Here is a 24265-nt window from a genome sequence, read left to right as displayed (position 1 = left end):
ATAGATACATCCTTTTGAGGAGGTGTTCTTATGAGGTTGAAGGTCTTAGGTGCAGCCGAGGAGGTGACCGGGTCCAGTTATATGCTGGAGGTAGCCGGACATAGGATTCTTATCGACTGTGGGCTTCATCAGGGCAGAAACGAAGACGAGAGAAACAGAGAGCCCTTTCACTTCGATCCCCTGTCCTTAGAGGTCGTCCTTTTGACTCACGCTCACATAGATCATACCGGAAGGGTCCCTCTTCTGGTCAAACAGGGATTTTCCGGCAAGGTCATGTCAACCTTGCCCACCGTGGAGCTTACCGAGGTTCTGTGGAGGGATTCTGCCCGTCTCATGAAAGAAGAGGCTGAATGGAAGACCAAAAAGAACGCCCGTAAGGGACTCCCCGCGGTGGAACCTCTTTTCGAAGACGAGGACGTCTCCGAGGCGTTGAATCTATTGGCGCCGGTTACCTACGACGACAAGATAGAGCTTTTCCCCGAGGTGTTCGTCAGGTTCAGAGACGCGGGGCACATAATGGGAAGTGCCATACTCGAGATATGGGCGACCGAGAGAGATGAGACGGTTAAAATCGTCTTCAGCGGAGATCTCGGACCACAGAAAACCGTTATGGAGAGGACCCCAGCTGTGATAACCGGGGCCGACTACGTCGTAATAGAGTCCACCTACGGCGACCGGGAGCATAAGACGAACGAGGAAAGCCGCGAGGAGTTCCAGACTCTCATGAGACAGATACTAGCCAAAAAAGCGAAGGTCTTCATTCCCACCTTTGTCGTGGACAGGGCTCAGAGGGTGGCTTACGAACTGATGCTTATTCAGGATCAGGGGCTCGGTAAGGACATTCCCATATACTTCGATTCACCTATGGGAGTAAAGGCTACGAAGATATACGAGGATCATCTCGACCTCTGTTCCAGCGAGATACAGGAATATCGTCATAAAGGGAACCATCCTTTTTCACCGGAAAGGTTGACCTACGTCTCCTCCGTCGAGGACTCCCAGGCCATCAACGATGTGGATCACGCCATAGTCCTGGCCGGAAGCGGTATGTGCAACGGTGGTCGAATAGTCCATCATCTGAAGCACGGCATCTGGAACCCCGAAAACCACGTGGTTTTCGTAGGGTATCAGGCGGTGGGGACCCTGGGACGCCGTCTGGTGGAGGGACAGAAAAAACTTCGTATCGCAGGGGAGGACGTTACCGTTAGGGCTCAGCTGCATACCATAAACGGTTTCTCCGCCCATGCAGACCGCAGGGATCTTCTCAAGTGGGCGGATAACTTTTCCGAAAACTCGCCTACTTTCTTAGTCACCCATGGGGAGCCCAAATCGGCCAACGCTCTCGCCGACGGCCTTACGGAAAAGGGGTTTCAGGCTATAGTTCCATCGGTCGATCAGGAATTCGAACTTACCCCCAACGAGCGTGAACGTGAGGAGAGGATAGTGTTGTCCACCCCTCAGAGGGACGTCTCTTCCTACGTGGAGTTGGCCAAAGCTTTGGACGATATAGCCGCCATAACCGGTCGATTGACCGAGACAGCCTCCAAGATCAACGATATAGACCAGACCCTTCCTATGCTTAAGTCAGTCAAGATCCTGCTGGAAACGGTCTCGAATAAGTCGAAGTGCTGAGTTTAAGGTCCAGTCTTTCCCGGCTCGGTCGGAAACGCAGTTGGTTTCTCTTCGGACTGACGTTATTGGGCCTTACGGTCTTTTTGGTGTTTGGTGCCCTTTGGGCCGTCCCCTCTCGTGTAATGCATCCTATAGAGGCTATCCCCAGGGTTTCGGATCGGATTCCTCACATGGTTTTTGCCGGAGAGGGCGATGTTTTCTACGATAGCTCGATAGGAAAGCTCGGACTTGATTTAATTTTGGAGATGGACGAGACCGAAACGATAGGCCATCTTTCCGAGCTTTTTCGGTCGTCCGATAGAACGGCCTGTTGTATCCTCTATCCGATCGACGATGATCCTTTTGGCTGTTTTGCCTTCAGGCTGGATCGGGCTTGCTGCAAAGACTTCGACGAAGGGAAGCTGACGGAGGTCGCTAAGCGATCTTTTGTCGGCGTGTCTGTTACGCCTTTTTTGGAGGAGAACCATAGGGGGCTGATCCTAGAGGGAGGCGAACTCGAAAAACCTCTGTTCTGTTCCCTTTACGAAGGCTTGTTTGTCTTATCCTCATCGAGGAAGGGTTTCAGATCTATGTTGGAAGCCATCGACGGAAGAATGGAGTCTTTTTACTCCGCCTGGGACGTAGAACCTTTTTGGCCCGGCCACTTGGAGGTATCGGGGGGAGAGGGGGCTTTCTGGCCAGGTAGTAATCTCACCGTTATGTGTTCCTGGAGATCCGACGATGACGGTGGGGTGTTGAGATGGAGAATCGAGGGAGCCGACGATGTTCTTCCAGATTTGGAGCCCTTCGAATGGAAGGATCTGCCGGACCTTCCCTTTCCGTTGGGAATGGCTGTCGGGGCGATTTTGCCCGAACCGGTAATAGTGGCTTCCGGAGGCGAGACGACCCTACTTTCCGCTCCGTTCCCGGGGGGGCTGGTACATTTTTTAAGGAACAACACAGGCGACGGTATCGTCCAATCCCTGTGGAGGGACGTTTTTTTCGACTTTCTGTCCATGGATGTCTCCGGCGACAGCGGAGTTATCGCCCTGTCTCCCTTCCCTGTGGTGGCATTTAACGAAGAAGAGAGAGGCTCTATAGGGCTCTTGGATCCCGATTCCCTTCGGTCTTTTCACTCGGTCGACATGGACGACAGGTTGATCGACCCATGGAGGAATAGCGTGGCATGGGGGTATATGAACGGTCCATCCTTCGCCCTATTCCTGGAGGGTATGATAAAGTCCGGAAGGATCCTTTTTCCCGAGGATGTCGAGAGCTCAATGGGGATGGACTCTCTCGTTAATTTGACCAGGTATCTTCGTTCTCTCTGCGATATATCCTTCGTGGTAACTGAGATAGACGAGGGCATTTTGAGGTGGACGTGTTTTTAAAAAATCAGGTTATGCTTGGAGGAAACGAAAATGGCTTTGGATGCGCTTAAGGTTCTCAGGGACAGAGGTTATATAGATTGGTGTAGTCATCCGGAGGAGCTGGAAGATCTCTTCAGGGAGGGCAGGGTTACTGCTTATGTAGGGTTCGACCCTACCGCCGACAGCCTTCACGTGGGGCATCTGATACCTCTGATGGGTTTGGCCTGGCTTCAGAAGCTAGGCCATAGGCCGGTCGTGCTTGCCGGAGGCGGTACCGGTATGATTGGAGATCCTTCCGGTAAAAGCAAAGAGCGAAACCTCCTGTCCATAGAACAGATAAGGAAGAACGTGGAGGCGGTCAAAAAACAGCTCTCTCATTTCGTCAGCTTCGATTCCGGAGATAGCTCGGCTCTTCTGGTCAATAACTACGATTGGTTGAACTCGATGACCTTTCTTGAGTTTCTTCGAGACGTGGGAAAGCATTTTACAGTTAACTACATGATAGCGAAGGAACACGTCAAGTCCAGGCTCGGAGATCAGGAAAAGAGCATCTCTTTCACCGAGTTCTCGTATACTTTGCTCCAGGCCTACGACTTTTTGCATCTATACAGGACCTACGGTTGTAAGCTCCAGATGGGAGGTAACGATCAACAGGGTAACATAGTTTCCGGCATCGACCTGATAAGAAAGACCGACGGTGCTCAGGTATATGGAGGGACCAATCCGCTTCTTCTCACGTCGTCGGGAACCAAGTTCGGAAAGACCGAGGGAGGCGCGGTGTGGCTCGACCGCGAGAAGACCTCTCCCTACCGTTTCTACCAGTTCTGGGTTAACAGCGAGGACGAGGCGGCGGAAAAACTTCTGAAACTTTTCACCTTCTTATCTCTGGAGCAAATATCGGAGATAATGAGGGTACATTCCGTTGCGCCGGAGAAAAGGGAAGCTCAGAAAACTCTGGCGATGGAGTTGACCTCCCTGGTCCATGGGAGAGATAGTGCCGAGACCGCCCGTAGGGCAAGCGAGATCCTGTTTGGTGGTGCGTTCGATCCGGTCGAGTTGTCCTCGGAGATGATGAAAGTCCTGGCTTCCGAGGTTCCCTATTCCGAGGTCGGCGATATTTCGAGCCCATTGATCGACATCATGGTAGACTCGAAGGTCTCGTCCAGCAAGGGGGAGGCCAGACGTCTCATAAAGGGGGGCGGCGTCTCCGTCAACGGAAACAGGATATCGGACGAACGAATGGAACTCGATGGTTCCTGGCTCTTGCAGGAAGGCTACCTTTTCCTCAAGGTCGGTAAAAAGAAGTTCTTCGTCCTGAAGACGGTGAACTAAAAGAGGAGGCATTTCCTGATGAGGTCAAAAGGTTGGGTTTGGTTTTTATCCGGGAAATTACGCCCTTGGGATCTTATGTCTCTGGGCTTTACCGCTAGGCAGCTGGGATTGGAGGGTACCAGGCTGACCGTTATCTCCGAGTCCGGTTTTTTTCCGGGATCGTTGGTCGAGGTGGTCTCCTGGAATGGTCAGGATGCTTTAGCGAGGGGGCTGACGTTGCTTTTTAGAGGCAATGCATGGCATCTTTGGGGGAACGCTCCCCGATGGTGGCCGGTTATCTCGGCGAGAGCCCTTACGGTCCATTCCTTCAAAGACCCCGAAGAAAAATGGCGAGGTCATCCTTCCGTCTTTTCCGGTGTAACCGCCGAGGCCGACCCTAACTCTTGGAGACCTGCCTTCGAGAGGGACCTATCGTGGGGACAGCCGGGGGATAGCCATGGCGGCCCCATGGCTCTAGTCGTTTTCCCTTCCTCGATGTCCAGGCCCGATAGAAGGACGATCGAGGTTCTTCAACGAGGCGTAGGGCTGCCCGTCGTCAAACTTACGGATCAAGGAGGAGCTTTCCCAGGAGCTTCGGGAGCTATAGACGACGGAGATGCAGTTAGATTTTTATCGGGAAGGGGGCGGTTGCTAGTGCTGCCGGGAGTTGATCTCTCGTCTGCTATACTGGCCGGTTTCGCCGCCCTTTACGGGGTTCCCACCGTAGCCCCTTGGTCTCCTATATTGGACGATCTGTTGGGTAGCGATGGGTATATAGCCTTGAGAAAGGACGTTCCCATACCGTCCGGCGAAGAGCTTACAGGCGAAAGGGGCAAGACCGCCGCTGTGGCCGCGAGATACAGGATTAGCCTTAACTTTACTCCGGAGGCCTCGGCTCTCTCCATAACGAATATGTACAAGGCTCTATTGGAGGGAGCCCTTTGAGCTTTAGAGTCAGGTGTATAGAGACGTTGGACAGATGGGTCCGTCCGGGAAGACGGGCTTGGATTCTCTATCTTTTCCTCCGGTGTGTTTTAGGATTGGTCTCTCCTAGAAAAACGGTGGCCCTGGACAATATGGCAAGGGCCTTCCCCGATAGAGACGAACGGTGGTATCGTGAGAACCTGAAGGCTGTTTACGACCACTTCTGTTGGATGGCGGTGGAGTATCTGGCTCTCATGAAAGACCCATCTCAGGCATTGACGTGGATAGAGAGGGTTGAGGGCAAGGACATCCTTGACGATCTTCTCTCTTCCAAGAAAGGCTGCGTCATATTGGCCAGCCACGGAGGCAACTGGGAACTGCTTTCCGCCTGGCTGTGCCAGAGCGACTATCCTCTCTACGCTGCCGTCAGAGACCCCGATGCCGAGGATCTTGCCGTCCTTATGGAGTTTTACAGGCAAAAAGTGGGGCTGAAAACCCTGAGAAAGGAGCGCAAGGGCTTTCGAGAGATGGTTCGCCTTCCTATGGTAGGAAACTTCGTGGGGTTGGTCGCCGATCAGGACGGAGGACCTACAGGTATACCGGTAAAATTTTTAGGACGTCCATGTACCATGCCCAAAGGACCTGCTGCCATATCTGTGATGTCCAAGGTCCCGATAATTCCGGTGTCCATAGAGAGAATAGCCCCATTTAGACACAAGGTTAGGGTTTATAGTCCTCTATCTGCATCCGAAACCGTAAAGGACAAAGAGGATAAGGTCGTTGCCCTAGCTGCCGAGGTCAATAAAATCTTGGAGGAGATGGTCCGCACCGTGCCAGGCGAATGGCTGTGGATGCACCGAAGATGGAAGACCGATATGACCGGAGAGAACCGTATTTGAACTGGGCTACCCGAGATGGTATGCTCAAAAAGAGGAGGTGGGCAGAATGATCGTCTATGAGTTCATGACCGACGGGCATATCGTCAGACTGCCCGATCTAGTATCCATCGGAGATATCCCGAAAGAAGGAGACCCCTTGGTAATATTGCTGATGCCCTACAACAGGGTTTTGGTGGGTTACAGACAGGGCGGAGCCTACGAAAAATGGCTTTGGGGTAAGCCGGGGGAGGATAACACTTCTTGGAGGGAGAGTTTCCTATACGACGATGTCCCCTGTCGTTTCGACACGGGAGATACAATAATAACCATAGGAGGAGATGTCTCCACAAAGTTGCGTTCCGAACTGTTGAGGCAGCTTCCTCCTCCCGGCAGTCATGGGAACACGATGTCGATCCTCAAGGGTTTTCTCAGCTCTACCTCCCTTTTTGACGAAGAGGATAGCTGGGACGACGAGGATCTCCTGCTTTCCTCTCTGTCCGGGATGGGAGAGTTCAGATTGCTCTACTGGGGAGTCCGTAAGGCCCTGTCTCTCGGTGACCATTCCATGGTGGGTCGAATAAAGATATGGGCCAGAAGGGGCATCGACGTCTTCAGGGAAGAGCCGGTCTTGCCGAAAATGTGGTTTTCCGTTGGAGAACTACCCGGCAACAAAGGGATAGCGGAGCTGGAGGCTCTTCTCTTCAAGCCCGATCAGCTTAAGAGGATGAACGCCGAAAAAAGCGGTTCCGTGGTTTTTCGAGGAGATTCGGGATATCTGGTCCGTTTCGAAGGTCAGCGTCCCTTTGGGGAGATACCTGTCTCGGTCTGGATGTATTTCCCCTTCTATATGTGGGAGGAAATGAAAGATCGCAGAGGTCTGAGGCCTCAGGAAATAGTCATTCTTTCCTGGGGATATCTGGATGCACTGGAGGCCACGGAGGACATGGAACGCTATATGCTTCCTGTCTCCCTGGAGGAGCCCATAAAGGTAGACAGTTAAGTTTTTTAAGGGAGTACGGGTGTTAAATACACCGTTCTCCCTCTTTTTATCTTATATCCCAACGTTTTTCCAGAAGCTGGAGAGCAAAGCTGGTGGAGCTGGTAAGACAGAGATATATTATTCCAACGGCTATAAACGTCTCGAAAGACGCATAGGTTACGCTTCTGACCTGTTGCCCCGCCATGGTCAGCTCCGTTATGGCCAAGGTGGAAAGAAGCGACGATTCCTTTATCAAAGTTACGAACTCGTTGCCTATTGCGGGAAGCATGTTCCTTATCGCTTGCGGCAGTATTATATGTCTCATGGATCTCAAATAGGAAAGGCCAAGCATCTTGGATGCTTCCCATTGTCCTTTAGGGACGGCCTCTATCCCACCTCGAACTATCTCGCCTACATACCCCGAGGAGTTTATTCCCAGGCCTATTACCCCGGCTACGAAAGCCGGCAGATTTATACCGAGAGACGGCAATCCGAAATATATGAGAAAAAGCTGTACCAGAAGAGGAGTTCCCCTTATGACGTATATGTAAGCGGCGGCCAACCCTCTTACCGGACCGAAGGGGACGACCCTAAGGGCACCGACGACCAGGCCGAAGGCGGATCCTAGAACGACGCTGCAGAGAGATGCCTTTACCGTAAACCAGGCGCCGGCCAGAAGCATCGGGATATAGGGCGATAGTATGGAAAAATCCAGGGTCATGTGAAACCTACCTCCTTAATCCGAATCCGCTACGTGATGAGCCAACATTCTGTGAAGGAAGGACCTAGTCCTATCCATCTCGGGGGCTTCCAGGACCTGATCTGGTGAACCTTCTTCGACTATGACGCCGTCGGCCATGAATATAACCCTGTCGGATACTTCCTTGGCGAAGAGCATTTCGTGGGTAATGATCATCATAGTCATTCCGCTTTTTGCCAGCCCAGCTATGACGTCTAGAACCTCTCCCACCAGCTCTGGATCGAGAGCACTGGTAGGTTCGTCGAACAGCATGATTCTGGGCTCCATCGCCAGAGCTCTCGCTATGGCCACTCTCTGCTGCTGACCGCCGGAAAGCTCCCCCGGTCGGGAGTCTCGCTTATCCGCCAGGCCGACCCTGTCCAACAACTCCAAACCCTTCGTCCTTGCCTCTTTTGTTGGCAGTTTTTTTACCTTGGTAGGAGACAGGATTATGTTATCGAGTACGGATAGATGAGGAAAGAGGTTGAACTGCTGAAAGATCATGCCGACAAGTGCCGATTGGGCCTCGGTGGAGATCCCTCCGTTATCGATCCTCCGTCCGTAGAGACGGATCTCCCCTTCGTTTATCTCCTCTAGGCGGCAGATGCACCGGGCCAAGGTGCTCTTGCCCGATCCGCTGGGGCCTATTACCGATACTACCTCTCCTTCCGATACGTCGATATCGATGCCTCGAAGCACCTGAAGATTCTCAAAAGACTTGTGAAGCCCTTTTACCTGGATGGCAGGGTCCATAAAAGTACCTCCTGTTCAGCTTTGCTTTTCTCTTCAACTAGAGAACACTAATTTGGAATCATATAGGATATCCCTGTTCGTGGCAAGAGGGGAATAGAGTCTTTATCGTGTTCAGGCATAGAAGTTTCCCAAAATAGATTATATTCGATTTTTGAAGGAATACGGCCAAAATCAGGGTTATTTGCCTCTGATGTTGAAGAGTTCCAATCCTTCGGAGTTTGGTCTGAGGTCGAATCGGTGTAGAATCAAAACAGAAGGAGGGAGCGAGCTAGTTCCTTCAGCATCCCAGACTCCTCCTTCAGGCCGGAGTATCGTCGGTAACGATGTGCTGAAGGATAAGAATCGAGAAATACGAGGTTCTGTAACCCCAGTAAGGGACGCCTCCTATGGCGTTGAAAGCGAGCAGAATGAGTATCGAGTATGGTAAGGGTTGATGCGATTGACAGAGGAAACTCATGACGATACTTCGGCCATCATAATATATCTATCGGGGGTGAGGTCCATCGAAGAATTGAACACCCCACAACCGCATAGGATCTTGAGACCGCTGTCGCCTGGCGGTGAGAGCGTTAGGGAAGGGTTCCCTGTATAAGAACTATGGGGAGGGTCCGTAATCGGACCCTCCCTCCTTTTTTGTGGTGTTATAATCTGAGGATGCGATCGGGAGATTTCACGATCAGGCCACAAGGAGGGATAGAATGAAACGGGAGAGCTGCATCGATAGGGCCAGAGAACTGCATGACTCCGGTCTCGTGGTGGACGCTCACTTCGATCTTCTAAAGGACGTTCTGGACAAGAGAGAGAAGGGAAGAAGAAACGTCATAGAGGAGGATCATCTTCCAGCTATGAGGAGGGCCGGTCTCGATCTGGTGATTTCCTCGATCTTTGTAGAGGACCGTTATGTCCCCGATATGGCTCTCAAAAGGGCTCTGGATCAGATAGGAGCCCTCCACGGTGAGCTGGACGAGTGTTCGGATTCATTCTCTCTATGTGTGGATTGGGAAGAGGTAGAAGCCGCCAAGGCGAAGGGGAGATTGGCGATATTGCTCTCTTTCGAGGGAGTCGAGCCTATCTCGAACGATATGGGGCTTCTTAGGATATTTTACGAGCTCGGCGTCCGTGGAGTTGGACTTGTCTGGAGCAGAAGGAACTACGCTGGAGACGGTTGCTTTTTCTCCCGGAGACGGGAGGGTCGGAAAGGAGGTCTTACCGATTTTGGGGTAAGGCTTTTGGACGAGATTTCCCGTCTCGGTATGTTTCTGGACGTAAGCCATCTTAACGACGAGGGGTTTCAGGATGTGCTGGAGTTTTATGACGGTCCGTTCATAGCCTCTCACTCCAACTGCCGTTCCCTTATGGGGACCATGAGAAATCTGAAGGACGATCAGATAATGGCCCTTGCCGAAAGAGGCGGGGTTATGGGGATGAACAGCTGTAGTACCTTTGTGGCCGAGGAATCGAAGGTCGGACCGGTAGGATCTTCTCATTTGGCCGATCACGTGGATTACGTAAAAAAGCTCGTAGGTATAGAGCATGTGGGGTTCGGATTCGATTTCTGCGATATGTTCCGTCAGTCCACAGGTAGCGAAAGTTACGACTGTATATCCGGCTACGGTCAGGTGGTGGAGCTTTCCGCCGAGCTCTTGAGCAGGGGGTACTTGGACGAAGAGGTCTTGTCGGTGATGGGGCTAAATTTCGCCAGGGTGTACAGATCGGCTCTTTCGTGAGTCGATGTTGGAAGGGGATCTCTCATAGGATCCCCTTCCAACTGGTAGCTCAGTAGGTCCACTCGAAGTCGGGCAGTCCCGCGTCGAGCATCCTTTTCTTCACGTCTTTAGCGATATATTCCAGATCTTCCGGGGTTTTTCCCTCGCATCTGGTAGCCAGCACCGGTTGGGTGTTGGACGCCCTTATAAGTCCCCAGCCTTTTCCGTCGGGGTACACGATCCTCAGTCCGTCCACCGTTATGGCCTCGTGCTCTTCGAGGGCTTGGGACGTTATCCGTTCCATAACCTCGAACTTTCTGTCGTCGGGACAGTCGACCCTTACCTCCTCGGTGTGATAGTAGACGGGCATATTGGAGAGCATCTCCGATAGAGACTGGTCGCTTTCCGAAAGCATCCTGAGCAGCCTTCCCGCGGCGTAGAAGGAGTCGTCGAAGCCGTAGTATTCGTCGGCGAAGAAGATGTGTCCCGAATATTCTCCGGCGAACAGAGCCCCGATCCTCTTCATCTCCGCCTTTATGAGGGAGTGGCCTGCCTTATAATAATGGGGGACTCCTCCGAGTCGTCTGACCTCGTCCTCCAGGGCTTGAGAGCATTTGACCTCTATTATGGCGGTCGCTCCTGGGTTTTTTGGGAGAATCTCTCTCCAGTAGAGCGCCATTAGGACGTCTCCCCAGACGATCTCGCCCGTGTCGTCCACGACCCCTATCCTGTCGGCGTCTCCGTCGAAGCCGAAACCGACGTCTGCCTTGTTTTTTCTTACCGAGGCGATGAGATCCTGCATATTAGCCCTCTTCTGAGGGTCCGGATGGTGATTGGGGAACGTTCCGTCCGGCTCGCAGTAAAGAGGGATCACCTCGCAGCCCAGGCTTTCCAGGAATTCCACTATCCTGAGAGAGGCCGTTCCGTTGGCTGCGTCCGCTACGACCTTGAGCTTTCTCGATCCCAATTGGATCTTGGTTTTCAGCATCTCCAGATAGTCGGGCCACAGGTCTTCCACCGAAACATCTCCTGGTTCGTCGGCTATTTCGAAGTCGTCTTTTTCCACCATCTCGCGGATTTTCTGTATCTCCTCCCCGTATATGGTGGATTTTCCCAAGGCCATCTTGAGACCGTTCATATCCTTGGGGTTATGGCTCCCGGTTATCATTATCGCTCCATCGATATCGTGATGGAACAGGCTCCAGTACAGCAGAGGACTCGTCACGGTGCCTACGTCTATAACGTCTATTCCGGTGTCGGTGAGCCCTTGAATAACGTCTTTTCTGATCCTCTCGGTGGAGATCCGGACGTCTCCTCCCACGGATGCCTTGGTTATGCCTTTGCGGTTTAGGTAGGTCCCGTACGATCTCGCTATGGCCAGTACGTTCGGGGAAGATAGGTCCGTTTCAGCCTCTCCCCTTATATCGTATTCTCTGAATATATTGGAGGGGACGTTCATTGGCGATCACTCCTTAGATATGATTGTCGATGATTTCCGTTTCCATTACAGTATAATCCAGGTTCACGCCCTGCGTCGACTTTGGTTCCTCTATTTTACGGGCGGAATTCGCTTCACTTAGGAGGGGTATCCATGTTACACGCTCTGCTTATAGTTCTTCCTCTAGGTCTAATAATGGCGATCGGATGGATCGTTAAACGGATCGGCCTCGTGACGGATACAGGGGTGGCTGAGATGAACGGTATGTTGTATTGGGTGTCCATGCCAGCCATCCTGTTTAGGTCGACCATAAAGGTGGATCCTGCCCATTTCTCGAACTTTCCCTTCATGTGCGGCGTCTACGGGGTTTTCGTAGTTTTGCCTTTTATATCTTGGGCTCTGGCCAGGGTCAGAGGACTTCCCAGAGAGAAACTTGCCGTATCGGTTCTCGTCTCGATAAGGGGCAACAACGTTTTCATGGGGCTTCCTGCCGTTACCATAGCTCTTGGCGAACCAGGGCTCGTCAGCTACGGGATTTATCTGGCCCTATCGCTGGTGGTCTACCAGATGATCTCTATCGCTATGGGGCAACTTGCTCTATCCGGCGAGTTTTCCATTCGGTCCCTTGTAGAGACGGTCCGTAAACTGGCCGGAAACCCCATGCTTGGAGCCTGCGTTCTAGGGGTGGCCGGTGCTTTTTTGGGAATGGGAGATCTGCCCGTATGGTTGGACCAGACTCTCGGCATACTGGGTAACGTAGGCAGCGGAGTGGCTCTGATGGCCTTAGGGGCCTCTCTTCAGATCGAACATATTTTATCCTCCGTCAGGAGGGTCTGGAACGATATTCTGATCCGCCTATTTCTGTCTCCCCTCATGACCTGGGGGGCTTTGACTTTTATGGAGGTCGATCCGATGTTGACTAAGACCGCCGTGCTGGTTGCGGCCATGCCCGCTGCTGTAAATAATTTCGTCCTGGCCCAGGGGATGGGGATGGACGGAGCTTACGCCGGTGAGGTTATTATAACCACGACGGTCTTTTCTATATTGTCCTTGACCTTATGGATTTCCCTGTTGGGTGTTTAAAGGTTGCCTTTAGTTACTTTGCCGGAGGACGGGGTAGAACCCTCGTGATAAAATGGGTACGTTTTACCGAGGGGGTGTATTTCTTTGGGTTCTGGGGAAACCAAAAATCACGTATTGCTGGTGCTTTCCTTTTCACTGTTTTGTTGCATGATGGGAGTAGGGGTTATAAGTCCCATTCTGCCTCTTTACGCCGTCAATATGGGAGCCAGTGGTACACTTTTGGGGCTGGTTTTTGGAGCCTTTTCCATGTCGAGGCTTTTCTGTTCTCTCGTTTCAGGATCAATGGCAGACAGACTGGAGAGAAAGACCCTGATTCTCTTCGGGCTCTCTATTTATACCGTATCGTCCTTAGCCTATCTTTTCGTGGAATCCGCCTGGCATCTGGTGGCTATAAGGTTCTTCAACGGTCTTGGCTCGGCGTTCGTGGTTCCCGTCGCCATGTCTATCGGTTCCGACGTGAGCGAGGAAGGGGAGGAAGGGGCTTTTTTCGGCTCCCTTCAGATGGCTCTCTTCGCTGGGATAGGTGCAGGTCCGCTTCTCAGCGGTCTGTTGACCGATTGGTTGGGGATGCAGGCGCCCTTTCTCGTCATGACCGCCATGACCTTGGTGGCTCTTGCGGGCATAGCTCTTTGGCTCCCCAAGGGCTTGCCTATCAGTCCGTCCGGAACGGGGGGAGACCTCTCCGTCTATTCGGCTCTTCTGAAGGATCCGGTCTTGAGAAGGGTCTATGCTTACAGGTTTTCGACCGCTCTAGGTCGCGGTTCGATGTTGATGTTCCTGCCCTTGATCGCCACCGAATTGGACCTGTCCTTTGTTAGGATAGGGATTATTCTCTCGACGGTCTCGATCGCCACGTCCCTCTTTCAGAAATACACAGGAGGTCTGGCCGATCGTTTTCCCAAAAACCGTCTTGTTCTGATGGCAGGGGTTCTGTCCTCCGTTACGTTGTTTTCCATGCCGTTGCTCCGTACTTTCCCTGCGTTGCTTTTAGGCGCTTTGGCTTTCGGGGTCGGGACCGCCACAGGAGCTCCTTCCATAACCTCTCTGGCCGCTATAAGAGGCCGTGATTTCGGGACGGGTAGGGCCATGGGGGTTTTCAATATATCCTTCGGGCTGGGTATGATGACCGGGCCTATTCTGGCCGGATACATAAGGGACGCCGGGATACTTTCGTCTCCGTTCGTTCCTATCGGTCTGGTCCTCTTGACGGCGTCGTCGTTTTTTATCCTAGATGGACCTTTCAGGGCCGTCGGTATCTCTTCCGGAAGAGAGGAATGCGTATCTGGTTGACGCTTTGGAAACCAGCCAGATTTTTATTAGGAGGTACTCCTTTTGTTGTTAGAGGAAAAAAGAGAGTTAGTGGTTCGATACGGCAGGATGATCCAAGAGGAAAAACTCACGACCGGTACGGGGGGAAACCTCAGTGTCTTGGATCCCTCGTCGGGATTAATGGCTATAAGTCCCTCTGGGATAGGGTATGAGGAGATCGCCCCGAAAGATGTCGTTATAATATCCCTGAATGGAGCTTTCCCGGAGGAGGATCACAGAGAACCCTCCTCCGAGTGGCAGCTGCATTCAGCCCTTTATCGGCATCGGCCCGACGTCAGAGCCATCGTGCACTGTCATTCCGATTACGCCACGGCGGTTTCCTGCCTTGGTATCGATCTGCCTCCCGTAAACTACATGATAGCGGTTGCAGGGGATAAGGTTCCTCTGGCTCCTTTTGCCGTCTACGGAACCTCCGATCTGGCTCTAAAAGTGGTGAATTCCATCGGGGATTCCGACGCGGCCTTGATGGCCAACCACGGTCAGATCGCTTTGGGAAAGACGATGAAAGCCGCTTTCACCGTAGCTCTCAACGTCGAGTACGTGGCGAGGCTGTTTATCTTGGCCAAGGGGGCGGGAGACCCCGTGTTGTTGTCGAGAACGGATATTTTAGATACCAGGAAGCGTTTTAAATCCTACGGTCAGACAAAAAAAGGCCGAGGAGGAGATGATCACGATGCCTTTGTGGGGTAGATACCGTATGGATAGTTTCATAAGCTCTCTGCCGACTCCCCTTTATTGGCTGCTTTTGGGGCTGTCGTTCTTTTTCCTGATCGGCTGTATTCTGTCCGTATTGGGTATGCTTTTGCCCCTGCTGTTGTTAGGGGCCGTCGTTTGGTTTTTGATGGGCTGTGCCAGGGATCCCAGGTTTCTAGATGTCGTCAAGGGCAGACGAGGCGGGAGAGGTCCTCGTCGCTTTTAGCCTCTTTCTATAGCGCATGGCAGAGGTTTAGAGTAAAATTACTCGAGCGCGTTTTTTGCGCTGAACATAGGGATTAAGAGAGGAAGTGTCAATCGGATGGAGAATATTCGATACGCACAGATAAACGGAGTGGAGATCAGAGACATGAAAGACCTTCCAGGGGAGGAGGTCCTTTACAGTGGGAGCCTTTACCTGGATGGAAAGGAGATCGGAACCATAGAGGAAGACCCTGAGGGAGGCCCTATATCCTTGGATGTGCTTCCGAGATACGAAGAGGTCCTTAAATCCAGGATCAACGACTACGTCAGAGCCATGGCCTTGGAGGAGGGAGAGATACCCCATAGGGACGTGTTTTTCCTCGACCTTATAGATATGCAGATCTTCTACGATATGTATCGCGAAGGATTGGCTGAGGGGTACATGTGCCTGGTAGTCGACGCGTCCGGCGAGGATATTGAAATATACAGCGTCCAGTCCGAGGAGGAAGTGGAGAATCTGGTAAGGGAGAAGGATCTCTCGGATTTCGAGGTATATGCGTCGCCTACGGATTTCATAGTCAGCTGTTAATCTCTGCGAGAGGAGGGAATTCCCTTCTCTCTTTTTTCGTCTCTGGTTGTCCCTGATCTTCCGCTGGTATCATCGTCCCTCAGAAAGCGGAATGGATCGTCTCCTCCGTCGAAATAATCCTCGCTTCGCCAGTTCTCGATCCCGTCTGCCATAGTGTCACCCCCCTTTATTTTCGATATACGGCTTGCATTTTACGTTCCCCTAGGGTATATTGCAACGTGGAATATAGCAGGGAAGTCCGTTCAGGAAGCCGGTGAAAATCCGGCACAGCCCCGCTACGGTTAGGATGACGACGGAGACATACCGCCACTGACTTCGGTCGGGAAGGCGTCTTCTAGGTTGAATCCAAGTCCGGATACTGAACGGAACTACCGTCGATTGTATCTCCTCGAGGGCGGAGATAATCGTTTTTTTGTCCAATAAGGCGGCCCTTGGGTCGCCTTTATCGTTTTTATAAGGGGTGATTGTTGTGAGAAAGTTGCGTCTTGCTGTTTCATCTGTCTTCCTATTTCTTTTCTTGGCCGGTGTTGCTTGGGGTGCCGCAGGATTAGGGGCTACTCCGTATGGTCTTGTAACCTTGAAAGACGGCAGGGTGGTTTATACTACATCGGAGAACTATACCTCCGGTACGGTCGGGATAATCGATCCCTCTACCGGCGATGTAACTTCGGATTTGAGGACGAATCTTGGTGGAGATACCGTAGCTTTCGTTTTCGATAAAGCAGGATCGGAGAAGGTCCTGATAGCTAACCGTCTGAGTTACGGGGCATTGACCGAGATTCAGGTTTTCGATCCCTCCGACTGGAACACCCCGGAGTGGAACGAGACCGTCAACGGGAACCTCCACGGGATCGCCTCTACCTCCGACGGCCTCTACCTGGCCTATTACGGATCGGGATCGGGACTGGGGTGGATCGAGCGTCGCTCTATCTCCTCCTCCTACCCCGTCGTGATATCGAAGGATATGGTCCCCGTCGTAAGCGAGGACAAAGCCGAATCGATACTTTCAACCGACGGAGACAGGGTATTTCTTCTTGCCCAGGGGTACAGTAGCTATTCCGCTTCCCCGGCCAACGGGGCCCTGTACCGGTTGGGGGCCGATCTGGGAGTTCTGGCCTCGGTCGACGTGGGACTTAACCCGGTCAAACTGACCGCCAGGGGAGAGAACCTCTACGTGGTCTCCAACGGGGGTTACGATCCCTCTAAGGACCAGGTCTGGCTTGTCGACGGGGCCTCCATGGTCGCCGAGGAGCTGACTTTCGAGGGCTTCTTCGATAAGAACGAGTTCGTCCAGGCCGTTTTTGACAACGGCAGCAGGCTTTTCGTCGCTACCTCTGCCCCGAACTCCTCCGATCCTACGGCCCCCTACGTCAACAGAGTCTACTGCGCGGAAAGGCCTTCATCGATTAAGGGTGCTCTCGCCTCCGTAGCGTTGGGCGATCCCGTGGCTTCCCTGGACGGGTGGACCATGGGCAGTTCCCTCGGTGGAGACGGGCGTCTGTGGGTGTGTTCCAGCAGCGGATCCGACGGAGCCGTCAAGGGAATCTCCTCCTCCGGCTCAGTCGAGACCTACACTCCGACCGGAAACGATCATCCCACCGGAGGCGGTGGCGGCGGATGTTCCGTCGGTTTCGCCCCGGCTGCGATCCTCTTATTTGCCCCCATACTGCTTCTGTCCAGAGGCAGGTAGTGTACGGACGAGGGGCGGCCTTAGGCCGCCCCTCGTCCTTTAAATATGTGAGGTGTTTATTTTGCTGCGTCGTTATGATCTTATCGCCGTCGTCGTCACGGCGATTCCGTTTTTTATGAGTTCCCCGTCGGAGGCCGTTGCCACCGTGGCTCCGATAACGGTTACCGCCTCCTCTCTGGAGGACGAGGATAGGTCTCCAGGGACGGTCACGGTGATAAGGCCCGATATGTACAGGGGAGAGATGAAAGACATTTCAGACCTTCTCTCCAAGGTGCCGGGGGTCTCCATAAACCGTAGAGGAGGGCGAGGGGGTTATTCGGTGGCCTCGGTTCGAGGCAGTACAGCCGCTCAGGTAGCGGTCTATATCGACGGGGTGTTATGCAACCTGGGAGGTGATTCCGCCGTCGATCTGTCGACCATCCCGGTCGAGCGGGTCGACAGGATAGAGGTCTACAGGGGGTATGTTCCGGCAGCTTTCGATATGTCAGGCATGGGAGCTGTTATCAACATCGTCACGGCGAGACCCGAAAGAGGGGAGGGAAGCGTCGTCCTCGGTGGAGGCGATCTAGGATTTAAGACCGGATCGCTTCGTTTCGGAACAGCTCTGGGTGATGGGACCCTGTCCTTGCTGTTGGGATACGAGTCGGAGGACGGGGATTTTTCATACCTTAACGATAACGGTTCCCTGGTTCAGACCGACGATTACGAGACGAAGAGATGGAACAACGGCTTTAGAGATCAGAACGGGACGGTACGATGGGATGACGGAAGTTGGTCCCTAGCCGCGTCTTTTGCGGTTATACACAAGGACCTACCTCTTCCGGCTCCTGGAAACGATAGGTGGCTTCCTGGAGATCCTGGACCGTGGCAGGATATAGACAGACGTTCCTTCTCTTTAGGTAGGGAATATTCCGGTGGCGTTTGGGATTGGGACTGGTCTCTCTATAGGATGGAGGAGGACAAGACTTTCTCCGATCCGTCGGATAAATTAGGTGGTCTCGGCGTCAGGCATTCCTCTTACGATACGGTCAGGAACGGAATAGATCTGTCGGGGACGACGATAGCCGGCGACCATCTATTGCAGATGACATTGAAGGCCGACAACGAGAAACTGGATGTAGGTGGAGACGGCGTTAAACTATTGGATGAAATCAGCCACTTTGAAAGGGATAGTTATGCGATAGTTCTACAGGATACTTTCCCGGTAGGAGAGGTCGTCTTGACCCCCTTGTTACGTTGGAACGATGTGGACGGAGAGGATGGACTCTCGTGGTCTATGGGAGCTGAATGGGCATGGTCTTCCAGTTGGCGTTTTAAGACTACCGTAGGTTATTCCATGAGGGCCCCTAATTTTTACGAAAAATACGGCGATGGCGCTTCCATCGTTCCCAACGAGTCCCTTAAATGGGAGGAGGGGTACCATTGGGATATGGGAGTTCGGTGGAACGGAGCCTTAGGTGGAGCTGATTCCTCTTTGGGGGTCACAGTTTTCGGCATGGATATGGACGAGCTTATAGAATATATACAGGTGAATGAGAGACGTGGAGCCTATAAGAACGTCGGCAAGGCCATGATATATGGACTCGAGTTCGAGGGAGACCTAGACTGGAATTCTTGGAACCTTTCAATGGCTTGGACTGTTTTAGACGGGGAGAACAGGACTGCGGGATATCGTTATGGCATGGCGCTTCCCAACAGACCGGAAAACGCTTTGGATCTTCGTCTGACCAACCACATAGATGAAAAGTTGTCTGCCTATGTTGAGATGGACTATCGGGGTAAGACTTTCCTAGATATGGCCGAAAAAGTAGGCCTCAGCGAGTTGACTCGTTGGAATCTGGGCTTACGTTGGGATATGGACGACGATAGAACTCTGGTTGTCGGAGTCGATGATATCTTCGACGAGGGGACGGAGGTGCGGCAGTTTGCCTCCGGTAGCTCCGGAGGCGAAAGGCTCCCTTGGTATCCCTTGGAGGGGCGTAACTGGCATTGTTCTCTCGTATGGACTTTTTGAGGCGGTGATTGAGTGAAAAAATACAGACTGTTCATCAGTCTTGTCTTTTTTATCCTTATCTGTGGTAACCGTTGTTCTTGGGGTTTTTCAGTGGATTACGCCACCAACCTGAATGTGGAAAATGTCGATGGGTGCTATCTGGTGACCGTGGATCGTCCTTATTACGGTGCGACCGAACCGGAGGTCGTCCTGTTGGTGCCGGAGGGAGCTAAGCCTTCCGCATCGCTGGATGGAATCTCTAGGGTAGATATTCCCCTTAATCGTATCGTCGTGGGAACGACACCGGCGGTTGCGTGTCTTGATGCGTTGGATGCGTTGGATCTGCTTGTGGGGCTGGCGGGAGGCAAGTATGTCTACACCGATTCGGTCAGAAAGAGGGGCCTTCCAGAGGTGGCCTCCGACGGAGGCATGTCAAGATCCCTGGACAGGGAAAGGCTGCTGGAGTTGGCCCCCGATGGGTTCATCACCTATCTTTACGGTGACGAGGAACGCCGGGACGTCGACTTCTTAAGGAATTGTGGCGTGCCGGTACTGTTCATGGCGGAGTATCTGGAGGATTCCCCTCTGGCCAGAGCGGAGTGGATAAAGTTTATAGGGCTTTTGGTCGGCAGGGAAGAGCAGGCCACCGAGATATTCGAGAAAGTGGTCCGGAGATATGAAGAGCTGGCGAGCATGGTCGACAATTCCGAAGTCCGGCCGTCGGTCCTTTCGGGTGCTCCTTTCGGAGGGGTCTGGTACGTTCCCAGGAGGGGTAGTTGGCCATCCATGATGTTTAGGGCGGCCGGGGCGAAATCTCTCTGGAACGATTTAGAGGGGACCGGTACCGCTCCGATGGATCTGGAGGCTGTTTTGGTGAGGGCGGAATCCAGCGACATCTGGTTGAACTGCGGTTCCTGGCGCAGCCTTGAGGACGCAGAGAGATCGGGATTTCCTATAGAGGCTTTTCCCCCCTTCGAAAAAGGCGAGATTTACAACAACGATCGCAGGATTACCTCCGAAGGAGGCAACGATTACTATCAGTCCGGAATAATAAGACCGGATATGATACTGGCGGATCTTATATCCATAATTCATCCGGAAAAGATGAGGGATCATGAGCTGTTCTACTACCGAAAGCTCAAGTAGATCCCTCCGTTCCTTGTTGCCGTGGATACTGCTTCCCATGGCACTTTTAGCCGTGGTTTTGGCTGGCCTCTGTCTGGGATCCGCATCAATTCCGGTCTCCTCTATCTGGGCGATTTTCTCCGGCGGCGACGTCTCCAGCAGCTGGAAGACGATAGTCTTGGATCTGAGGTTGCCCAGGGTGGTCTCGGCCGTCCTGGCCGGAGCAGCCCTATCCTCCTCCGGGTTGATCATGCAGACCCTTTTCGGAAACGGTCTCGCCGGTCCATCGGTCCTAGGGGTTAGTTCGGGCGCCAGCCTGGGAGCCGCTTTGGCTTTGCTTCTCGCTCCCGGAGGAGGGCTGATCTCCCGCTTGGGTCTTCTCGGCTGTTCCTTCGCCGGAGCCTTCATCACGATGATGCTCGTAGCCTTGATAGGCGAGAGGGTTAAAAGAGGCGGCACCTTGCTCATTCTGGGGTTGATGATAGGATACACGGTCAACGCAGTGGTCTCCGTGCTGATACAGTGGGCGCCTTCGGAGCGGGTTCACGGATTCGTCTCCTGGAGTTTCGGGACATTTTCCGGCATAGGCTGGGATCGTATTCCCTGGATGGCCTTTTCCGTGTTCCTGGGGCTTGTCTTGGCCTTCATGGGGCGCAGGCTTTGGGATGCCTTCCTGCTGGGAGAGACGTGTGCCGCCACCATAGGGGCAGACGTTCCCAGGATAAGGAGAAGGATGATACTGATATCGGCTTTGTTGGCCGGAACGGTTACGGCGTTTTGCGGTCCCGTGGCCTTCCTGGGAGTGGCCGTTCCCCATATGGCCAGGGGTATCTCCGGCAGCGCCAGACATGGTCGGCTTCTTCCTGTCACCGTCCTGTGCGGTGCCTCCTTAGCGGTCGCCGCCGATCTGCTGTCAAGACTTCCAGGCGGAGCGTCGTCTCTTCCTCTGAACTCGGTGACCTCGCTGATAGGTGCGCCTGTGGTGGCCTGGGTGGTCTTTCGAGGTGGAGACCGATGAAAGACCCTATACTTCGATCTATTGGGTTGGCCGTGGGATATAGGGACAGGATAGTCGTATCTGGGATGGATTTTTCCCTCTTTCGAGGAGAGGTCGTCTCTCTGTTGGGTCCCAACGGATCGGGCAAATCCACGGCCCTGAGGACTCTCCTGGGACTTCAGCCATCTCTCGACGGTGTCGTCCTGTTGGACGGCGCTCCGTTGGAGTCCTATTCTCCTTTGAAGAGAGCCAGAATAGTAGGAGCCGCCCTTTCCGACAGACCTAGACCCTGGGGTATGACTGCGTTGGAGTTGGTGGAACAGGGGCGTTTCTCCAGGGATCGTGATGAAGACAGATGCGTCAGGGCGATGGAGGATATGGGGGCCATGGAGTTGGCGGGTAGACAGCTGACGGAACTCAGTGATGGGGAGCTTCAGAGGGTCCACGTAGCCAGGGCTTTGGCTCAGGATCCGTCACTCCTGATATTGGACGAGCCGACGTCTTTTTTGGACCAGCCCAGAAGGGTAGAGGTACTTCGGAGACTTAGACGATTGGCTAAGGAGAGGGATATCTCCGTTTTGCTTTCGCTTCATGACCTGGACCTGGCTCTTTCCCAGTCGGACAGATGTCTCTTGATAGTCGACGGAGTGATATCCGTGGGATCTCCGGAGGATCTGGTCTTGCGAGGAGCCTTCGGAGATGCATACGGCCAGCCTAGGAACTGGGATCCTCTGGAAAGACCGGAACCGGACTATCCCGATGCCTCCGTAACGGTGGAGCTTAGTTGTCCGGACCATCTCTCATATTGGGTCCTCCGAGGACTCAGACGAGGTGGTTTCGCCTTGGGATCTTCCAGCCATCGTCTTTTCGTGTCGGTCGATGACGGAGATATCCTGTTTCGTATCGACGACGAAGGGGTGGTCTCCGAGCATGTACGGCTGGACTCGGTGATAGACGTTTTGTCCGGCGATAGGGAAAGTCCGCGATGTCCTCGATAGAGATATTGGATGCCGTCCTTTCCCGTAGCGAAGTGGAGGACGCTCTGTCTCGGTGGAATTTGGAGGAGCCGGATTCCATGGATGGCCGACTTCACAGACTTTACCGATTGGCCAAGCCCGTTCTGGCCTGGGCCTATCTGTCCCCGGAATCGGTGGAAAGACGGGGAGAATGGGGGCCTGGCGTATCGTCTCTTATGGTAGGGGGAGGAACGGTCGGAGATGAACTTTCCCGGATAGCGGAAGAGGAGAGAGCTTTTTCCGCGGCCATGACGATAGCTTTATTGGGAAAGGGGCAGGAGCGTTTTTTCGAGATAGTCCGATCCGAGGGCGAGGGGAAAGGACTCCCTGTCGGGGCTTTTCACACTCCAGGATCCGCCGGGAATATGGATCTATCGGTGAACCTGGATTTGGGCAGGGGATTGCCCCTGGAGAGACTGGGAATGTCGGTCCTTCCCGACGGACAGCTGAGCCCGTCCTATTCTTGGATTGGGGTAGTCCCCATCGGAGAGGGGACCGATAGGGTCACCTTTCTATGCCGAGGTTGCCCATTTCATGAAAGTTGTCCTCTAAGAAGGGAATGATTTTTAACCGTTGACGTGTGCTCCGGCGGCGTATATAATGCACGTCATTAACCTAAAAATAGATCGAACCATCCAGAGCGGCGGAGGGACTGGCCCTACGAAGTCGCGGCAACCTTCGCGATAGCGAGACGGTGCCAAATCCAGCAGGAATTCCTGGCAGATGGTCGAGGCTTTTATCGCTTTTTATGGATGCCTCTTCCTCTAAGTCGGAAGAGGCATCTATTTTTTTAGAGAGGAGAACCCGCCTATGAGACTCAGCGATTCCAACATGATGATGTGCGATATGATGTGCTGTCTCTGCGGGGCTCCTGAGGGAGAATACGGCGGCTAATCTATCGTAGCCGTTTTTTCTTACCGGGATCTCCGTACGGGGGATCCCGGTTTTTTTATTCTTGAAGGGAGGGGTAGAGAGTTTCATCGTTTTTTGATTCGGAAAGACCAAGACAAATCCACAGGAGGTTCTGAGATGAAAAAATATATCGCTTATCTGTTCGTTTTTCTGTTCTCTCTGTCCGTGGCGACCGGTTCCAACGCCGAAGATCTCTCGGTCCTGAAGGTCGGCGCCACCGCCGGACCTCACGCCGAGATACTGGAGTTTCTGAAGGATCGTTTAAAGGATCGTGGTATCGATCTCCAGGTCTATAGCTTTAACGATTATATAACTCCCAACGCTGCCCTGGACCAGGGAGATCTGGATGCCAACTCCTATCAGCACGGGCTTTTCATGGATACCCAAAACCAAGACAGAGGGTACAGTCTGGTATCCGTGGCAAAGACGGTGGTCTGTCCCATGGGATTCTACTCCAAAAAGATAGACGACGTGGATGATCTGAGGGAAGGAGCCAAGGTCTCGGTTCCCAACGATCCGGCCAACGTAGGAAGAGCTCTGGCTTTGCTGGAGGAAAAGGGTTTTATAAAGCTCGCCGACGGAGTGGGCTACAGGGCTTCCGTGCTGGACGTGGTGGAAAATTCCAAGGGAATTAAATTCGTGGAGATAGAGGCCCCTCAGCTTCCCAGGGTCCTGGACGACGTGGATATGGGAGCTGTTAACGTCAATTACGCAGTGGAGGCGGGGCTATCGCCCCTGGAGGATGCCATCCTCCTCGAGGATCCCGAGACCTCCCCTTTCGCCAACATCATCGCTGCCAGAGAGGATAACAGGGACGATCGGAGGATCGCGATTTTGATAGAGGTCTATCACAGCGATGAGACCAGAAAGTTCATTCTCGATCGATTCAAGGGTTCCTTCGTGCCGGCCTGGTAGAGGCGTGAGA

At 53.2% G+C, this 24265-nt stretch carries 23 protein-coding genes and 2 riboswitches; of the genes, 19 read left to right on the top strand and 4 right to left on the bottom strand.

Annotated features, from left to right (window positions below):
• Positions 1-30: 30 nt before the first annotated feature.
• The 6 genes from L2W58_RS09260 to L2W58_RS09235 are packed head-to-tail and all read left to right on the top strand — an operon-like array spanning position 31 to position 7094.
• Positions 31-1632 (top strand): MBL fold metallo-hydrolase RNA specificity domain-containing protein, encoded by a 1602-nt coding sequence (locus L2W58_RS09260; protein ID WP_236103060.1) that lies wholly within the window; start codon positions 31-33, stop codon positions 1630-1632.
• Positions 1626-3002 (top strand): hypothetical protein, encoded by a 1377-nt coding sequence (locus L2W58_RS09255; protein ID WP_236103059.1) that lies wholly within the window; start codon positions 1626-1628, stop codon positions 3000-3002. The genes L2W58_RS09260 and L2W58_RS09255 overlap by 7 nt, the downstream gene beginning before the upstream one ends.
• 30 nt (positions 3003-3032) lie before the next feature.
• A complete protein-coding gene (tyrS, locus tag L2W58_RS09250; protein WP_236103058.1) occupies positions 3033-4313 on the top strand; it encodes a tyrosine--tRNA ligase in 1281 nt (426 codons plus the stop codon).
• Positions 4314-4331: 18 nt separating this feature from the next.
• Complete coding sequence (locus tag L2W58_RS09245) at positions 4332-5237, top strand: hypothetical protein (protein ID WP_236103057.1); 906 nt, start codon at positions 4332-4334, stop codon at positions 5235-5237.
• Complete coding sequence (locus L2W58_RS09240) at positions 5234-6115, top strand: lysophospholipid acyltransferase family protein (protein WP_236103056.1); 882 nt, start codon at positions 5234-5236, stop codon at positions 6113-6115. The genes L2W58_RS09245 and L2W58_RS09240 overlap by 4 nt, the downstream gene beginning before the upstream one ends.
• 46 nt (positions 6116-6161) lie before the next feature.
• Positions 6162-7094, top strand: coding sequence for a hypothetical protein (locus tag L2W58_RS09235; protein WP_236103055.1), 933 nt, complete (start codon positions 6162-6164; stop codon positions 7092-7094).
• A gap of 46 nt (positions 7095-7140) precedes the next feature.
• Here the strand turns inward: L2W58_RS09235 and L2W58_RS09230 are convergent, their stop codons facing one another.
• Entirely contained in the window at positions 7141-7794 is a 654-nt protein-coding gene (locus L2W58_RS09230) for an amino acid ABC transporter permease (RefSeq protein ID WP_236103054.1), read from the bottom strand.
• 15 nt (positions 7795-7809) lie between these two features.
• The gene (locus L2W58_RS09225) at positions 7810-8565 is read right to left on the bottom strand and encodes an amino acid ABC transporter ATP-binding protein (protein WP_236103053.1); all 756 of its coding nucleotides are present in this window, start codon (positions 8563-8565) and stop codon (positions 7810-7812) included.
• A 698-nt stretch (positions 8566-9263) separates the two neighbouring features.
• On the opposite strand from L2W58_RS09225, the gene L2W58_RS09220 reads away from it, so the two are divergent.
• Positions 9264-10292 (top strand): dipeptidase, encoded by a 1029-nt coding sequence (locus L2W58_RS09220; protein ID WP_236103052.1) that lies wholly within the window; start codon positions 9264-9266, stop codon positions 10290-10292.
• Between the two features lie 49 nt (positions 10293-10341).
• Here the strand turns inward: L2W58_RS09220 and L2W58_RS09215 are convergent, their stop codons facing one another.
• Complete coding sequence (locus tag L2W58_RS09215) at positions 10342-11730, bottom strand: phosphomannomutase/phosphoglucomutase (RefSeq protein WP_236103051.1); 1389 nt, start codon at positions 11728-11730, stop codon at positions 10342-10344.
• 132 nt (positions 11731-11862) lie between these two features.
• Here L2W58_RS09215 and L2W58_RS09210 point away from each other — a divergent pair, with 132 nt between their 5' ends.
• The 5 genes from L2W58_RS09210 (at position 11863) to L2W58_RS09190 (ending at position 15607) form a co-directional block, all read left to right on the top strand.
• Positions 11863-12792 (top strand): AEC family transporter, encoded by a 930-nt coding sequence (locus L2W58_RS09210; RefSeq protein ID WP_236103050.1) that lies wholly within the window; start codon positions 11863-11865, stop codon positions 12790-12792.
• Between the two features lie 84 nt (positions 12793-12876).
• Positions 12877-14082, top strand: coding sequence for an MFS transporter (locus L2W58_RS09205; RefSeq protein WP_236103049.1), 1206 nt, complete (start codon positions 12877-12879; stop codon positions 14080-14082).
• Between the two features lie 42 nt (positions 14083-14124).
• Entirely contained in the window at positions 14125-14811 is a 687-nt protein-coding gene (locus L2W58_RS09200) for a class II aldolase/adducin family protein (protein ID WP_236103048.1), read from the top strand.
• 7 nt (positions 14812-14818) lie between these two features.
• Positions 14819-15040 carry a hypothetical protein gene (locus L2W58_RS09195; RefSeq protein ID WP_236103047.1) on the top strand — a complete coding sequence of 74 codons (222 nt, stop codon included), beginning with the start codon at positions 14819-14821 and terminating at the stop codon, positions 15038-15040.
• A 96-nt stretch (positions 15041-15136) separates the two neighbouring features.
• Positions 15137-15607 carry a hypothetical protein gene (locus L2W58_RS09190; RefSeq protein WP_236103046.1) on the top strand — a complete coding sequence of 157 codons (471 nt, stop codon included), beginning with the start codon at positions 15137-15139 and terminating at the stop codon, positions 15605-15607.
• On the opposite strand, the gene L2W58_RS09185 is transcribed toward L2W58_RS09190, so the two are convergent.
• Positions 15604-15759, bottom strand: a complete 156-nt coding sequence (locus L2W58_RS09185) for a hypothetical protein (RefSeq protein WP_236103045.1) — start codon at positions 15757-15759, stop codon at positions 15604-15606. The genes L2W58_RS09190 and L2W58_RS09185 overlap by 4 nt on opposite strands.
• A gap of 25 nt (positions 15760-15784) precedes the next feature.
• Positions 15785-15988: riboswitch (cobalamin riboswitch) on the top strand.
• A gap of 88 nt (positions 15989-16076) precedes the next feature.
• On the opposite strand from L2W58_RS09185, the gene L2W58_RS09180 reads away from it, so the two are divergent.
• The 7 genes from L2W58_RS09180 (at position 16077) to L2W58_RS09150 (ending at position 24255) form a co-directional block, all read left to right on the top strand.
• Positions 16077-17297 carry a YncE family protein gene (locus L2W58_RS09180; RefSeq protein ID WP_236103044.1) on the top strand — a complete coding sequence of 407 codons (1221 nt, stop codon included), beginning with the start codon at positions 16077-16079 and terminating at the stop codon, positions 17295-17297.
• A 61-nt stretch (positions 17298-17358) separates the two neighbouring features.
• The gene (locus L2W58_RS09175) at positions 17359-19311 is read left to right on the top strand and encodes a TonB-dependent receptor plug domain-containing protein (protein ID WP_236103043.1); all 1953 of its coding nucleotides are present in this window, start codon (positions 17359-17361) and stop codon (positions 19309-19311) included.
• Between the two features lie 12 nt (positions 19312-19323).
• Entirely contained in the window at positions 19324-20436 is a 1113-nt protein-coding gene (locus L2W58_RS09170; protein WP_236103042.1) for an ABC transporter substrate-binding protein, read from the top strand.
• Entirely contained in the window at positions 20405-21433 is a 1029-nt protein-coding gene (locus tag L2W58_RS09165) for a FecCD family ABC transporter permease (RefSeq protein ID WP_236103041.1), read from the top strand. Before L2W58_RS09170 ends, L2W58_RS09165 begins: the two co-directional genes overlap by 32 nt.
• Positions 21430-22410 (top strand): ABC transporter ATP-binding protein, encoded by a 981-nt coding sequence (locus L2W58_RS09160; RefSeq protein WP_236103040.1) that lies wholly within the window; start codon positions 21430-21432, stop codon positions 22408-22410. The genes L2W58_RS09165 and L2W58_RS09160 overlap by 4 nt, the downstream gene beginning before the upstream one ends.
• Complete coding sequence (locus L2W58_RS09155; protein WP_236103039.1) at positions 22398-22991, top strand: hypothetical protein; 594 nt, start codon at positions 22398-22400, stop codon at positions 22989-22991. The genes L2W58_RS09160 and L2W58_RS09155 overlap by 13 nt, the downstream gene beginning before the upstream one ends.
• 65 nt (positions 22992-23056) lie before the next feature.
• A riboswitch (SAM riboswitch) is annotated at positions 23057-23158 on the top strand.
• A 299-nt stretch (positions 23159-23457) separates the two neighbouring features.
• Positions 23458-24255, top strand: a complete 798-nt coding sequence (locus L2W58_RS09150) for a MetQ/NlpA family ABC transporter substrate-binding protein (RefSeq protein ID WP_236103038.1) — start codon at positions 23458-23460, stop codon at positions 24253-24255.
• Positions 24256-24265: the final 10 nt, after the last annotated feature.

Source organism: Dethiosulfovibrio faecalis, assembly GCF_021568795.1.
GTDB lineage: Bacteria > Synergistota > Synergistia > Synergistales > Dethiosulfovibrionaceae > Dethiosulfovibrio > Dethiosulfovibrio faecalis.
The sequence above is the reverse complement of the archived record's forward strand: the minus strand, read 5'-3'. Positions and strand labels throughout refer to the sequence as shown.